A 4,014-nucleotide genomic window follows, 5' to 3' on the forward strand; every position below is an offset into this window, starting at 1 on the left:
GTCCCCAACGGTCCCCCGGCCATCCCGGCCAGCACACCGAACCCGACCGCGCACATCATCCCCGCCAGCCCCACCCCCCCCCCAGCCCGCCTCCCCCACCCAACCCCCACCCCCCCCCCCCCCCCCCCCGAACCCCCCCCCCCCCCCCCAGGCTCTCGTCGGCCGCCTCCGCCGTACCGTCGGCAAGGACGCCGTCGCCTCCGCCCCGGGCGGCTACCGCCTCGCGGCGACGGAGGACGACGTCGACGTCTTCGTCTTCGAACGCCTCGTACGACAGGGCACCGAGGCCCTGCGCGACGGCGACCCCGCCACCGCCGCCCGCACCCTCGACGAGGCCCTCGCCCTGTGGCGCGGCCCGGCCCTCGCCGACCTGCGCGACCATCCCGCGGCGGCCCGCCCCAAGGCCCGGCGCCTGGAGGCGTCCCGCACCCGCGCCGAGGCGGACCTGCTGCTCGGCCGTGCCGACGAGGCCGTACCCCGCCTGGCGGAACTGACCTCCGCGCATCCCTACGACGAACCGCTGCACGCGCTCCTCATGCGCGCCCTGCGCGACACGGGCCGCCCGGCCGACGCCCTCGCCGCGTACGACACGGCGCGCCGTACGCTCTCCGACGGGCTCGGTACCGACCCCGGCCCGGCCCTGCGCGCCCTGCACGCCGAACTGCTCGACGGCAACGGTGCTGACCCCGGCAATGGTGCTGACCCCGGCAACGGTGCGGGCCACGCCAACGGGGCGGGCCACGCCAACGGGGCGGGCCACGGTCGCGGCGTGAGCCCCCGTCACGGTCACGGGAACGTCCGGAGCCAGGGTCATCGTCACGGCGGGAGTCACGGCCACGTCGGCGGCCCGCCGGGCCCGGCCGGAACGGCGGACACTCCCCTCACCCGGCCCCGACTTCCCGAACGCACCGGCAACCTCCGTCCACGGCTTACCTCTTTCGTGGGCCGGGAACCCGAGATCGCCGCCATCCGTTCCGAATTGCACAGGGCTCGTCTCGTCACCCTCACCGGACCGGGCGGCTCAGGAAAGACCCGTCTCGCCGAGGAAGCCGCCGCCGGGCTCCCGCAGGCGTGGCTGGTCGAGCTGGCGTCGCTCGACCGGCCGGAGGCGGTGCCCGGCGCGGTGGTCAGTGCCCTCGGTCTGCGCGAGACCGTGCTGATGACCACCGACCTGGCGACCCCGCAGGACGACCCGCTCGCCCTGCTCGTCGAGTACTGCGCCCCGCGCAGCCAACTCCTGATCCTTGACAACTGCGAACATGTCATCGGTGCGGCCGCCGGCCTCGCCGAGACCCTGCTCACCCGCTGCCCAGGGCTCACGATCCTCGCCACCAGCCGTGAACCCCTGGGCGTCCCCGGCGAGTCGGTCCGTCCGGTCGAGCCCCTCCTCCCCGACCAGGCGTACCGCCTCTTCACCGAGCGCGCGGCCACCGTCCGCCGCGACGCTGCGGCCGCTTCGCGCGAGGCGGAAGCGGTGACGGAGATCTGCCGGCGGCTGGACGGGCTGCCGCTCGCCATCGAACTGGCCGCCGCCCGGCTCCGGCTGCTCACCCCCCGTCAGATCGCCGACCGCCTCGACGACCGCTTCCGCCTCCTCACCTCCGGCAGCCGCACGGCTCTGCCCCGCCAGCAGACCCTGCGGGCCGTCGTCGACTGGTCCTGGGACCTGCTCGACGAGCCGGAGCGCACGGTGCTGCGCGAGCTGTCCGTGTTCGCGGGCGGCTGGGACCTGGAGGCGGCGGAGGCCGTGTGCACCGGCCCCGTCGCCGACCTCGTGGGAGCGCTCGTCGACAAGTCCCTGGTCGTCGCGGCCCCAGGCGTCGGTGACGGCGGCGAAGGCATGCGCTACCGCATGCTGGAGACGATCCACGAGTACGCCACCGAGCGTGCCGCCGAGACGCCGGAACTCCGCGCGGCGGCCGAGCGACGGCACCGGAGCTGGGCACGTGCGCTCGTCGAGCGGGCCGACCCCTTGCTGCGCTCCGGGGAGCAACTCCCTTGGATATCGCGCCTGGAGACCGAGCTGGACAACATCCGGGTGGCGATCCAGCGCGGTCTCACCGCGGGCGACGAGGAGGAGGCCGCCGCGGTCTGCATCGCCATGGGCTGGTTCTGGTGGCTGCGCAACTACCGCTACGAGGGCGCCGCCTGGACCGACCGCACCCTGCGCCTGGGCGCGGTCCTGGACCGACTCCCCTCTCCCCGCCCGGACTTCCCAGCCCCGGCCGCCTCAGCCGCCCTCGCCGCCCACGCCGCGCATGCCGCCCACGCCGCCTGTGCGGCCTCCGCCGTACCCGCCGACCTGGCGGCCCGGATGGCCGCCGTCGATCCCGTCGACGCCTTCCTCGCGGAGCCCGCGGGGGAGGAGACCCACCCCCGGCACACGCAGCGCATGTGTCTTCGGATGCTGCACCTTTTCCTGCTCTCCGAGTCCGAGCACAGGGGTGTCACGGCGGACCCACGCCAGGCCGCGTACCTCCAGCGGCTGCGCAGCCGCTATGAACCGGGTGGCCCGGAGGCGGCCCGCATGCCCGGCCTGATCTGGCCGCTGACCGCCTTCCACCTGGGGGACACGGAGGACCTGCGCGGCATCCTGGACGCCTCCGTCGCCAACTGCCGGGTCCACGGCGGCGACTGGGAACTGGGCTGCGTCCTGATGTTCCGTACGCACGCGGTCGTCGACTCCCCCGGCGGGCTGGCCGGCGTCGACGACGACCTGGCCGAGCTGCGCGTCCTCAGCCGGCGTGTCGGCGACCGCTGGATGCGGGCCCAGGTGTGCAGCGCGGCCGGTGAGGCGGAGTTGGCGCGCGGCAGGTTCGTCGAGGCCGAGGGGGAGTACCGGGAGGGGCTGCGGCTCGCCTATGAGGTGGGCGCGTACGCGGAGTCGCCGTTCCTCATCGCCCGCCTCGCGGAGATCGCCTACCGCTCGGGCGACCGGGCCGGCGCCCTGACCGCGCTCGACGAGGCGGACACCGCGGCCGAGCGCTACGGCGTGGCGGACGCCCGTGCGTTCGTGTTCCTGCTGCGCGCCCAGATGGCCGTGGACGAGGGCGACACCGCGCACGCGCGGGCGCTGTGCGACGCGATCCGCGTGCTCGCCGCGGCGGGCACTCCACCGCCCCAGTTCATCGCGGCGCTCGGCAGGCTCGAGGCGGAGGTCGCCGCCGCCGAGACAGGCCCGGAACCCGCCCTGGCGCTGCTCGCCGGCACCCTGCGGCAGGCGCTGGCCGATCACTGTGCCGAGGCCGTCCTCTCGGCCGTCGTCGACGCCGCGGTGAACCTGCTGACCCGCCTCGGGGACTTCCCGCGCGCGACCCGGCTGCTCGCGGTCGCCGACGCGCTGTACGGCCCTCACCCGCGGCCCGCCCCGCAGAGCGCCCTCGCCGAGTGGGCCGAGGCCGCGGCCCGCGAGGCCCTGGGCGCCGAACGGCAGGAGGCCGAGCGGGCCCGGGGCAGGGCCCTGACGCCGACCGCCGCCCTGCGTGAACTCACCGAGGCCGTGCGCGCGCATCCGGCATCGGCCCCCGCTCCCGAGCCGACCCCGGCCCCCGGCACCCCAACCGCTACGAACAGGTGAACTTCGACTCGGCCCAGTCCGCCAGCGCCACCGTGTCGAGGTGGTTGTGCGGCTCGACCACCAGAGTGACGGTCTCCCGGCCGGCGATGTTCACATGGACGGGCACGCCGGGGTCGCCGCCCTTGACCGTCCCGGACGACCACAGCCGGACCCCGTCGGCGTACACCGAGAAGACGACCTTGCCGAGCTTCATCGTCATGTCGTCGACGCCGGCCACGGCGTCGTAGGCGGTGCAGCCGCGGTTGAGGTCGATCGTCACGGAGGAGTCGCCGTGCACGGTCACTCCGCGCGCGTACTCCCGGTCGGCGACGGACAGGCCGTTGCGCTGCCACACCCAGCTGCTCGCGCCCAGGCGGATCTCCGGCCCGGTGCCGTCCCCGTCGACGTCGAAGGACAGCTCGCTCAGCTCGTAGACCGCCGGGGCGGGCGGGGGAGTG

At 75.4% G+C, this 4,014-nt stretch carries 2 protein-coding genes; one reads left to right on the forward strand and one right to left on the reverse strand.

Annotated elements, in window-relative coordinates:
- Positions 1-3,577, forward strand: a 3,577-nt coding sequence (locus tag P1P75_RS40200) for a BTAD domain-containing putative transcriptional regulator (RefSeq protein ID WP_319264661.1), incomplete at its 5' end; no start/stop codon positions are given.
- Here the strand turns inward: P1P75_RS40200 and P1P75_RS40205 are convergent.
- The coding region (locus P1P75_RS40205; RefSeq protein WP_319264663.1) for an NPCBM/NEW2 domain-containing protein at positions 3,564-4,014 on the reverse strand (451 nt) is incomplete at its 5' end. The genes P1P75_RS40200 and P1P75_RS40205 overlap by 14 nt on opposite strands.

Source organism: Streptomyces sp. ID05-39B (assembly GCF_033794725.1).
GTDB classification, from domain to species: domain Bacteria; phylum Actinomycetota; class Actinomycetes; order Streptomycetales; family Streptomycetaceae; genus Streptomyces; species Streptomyces bobili.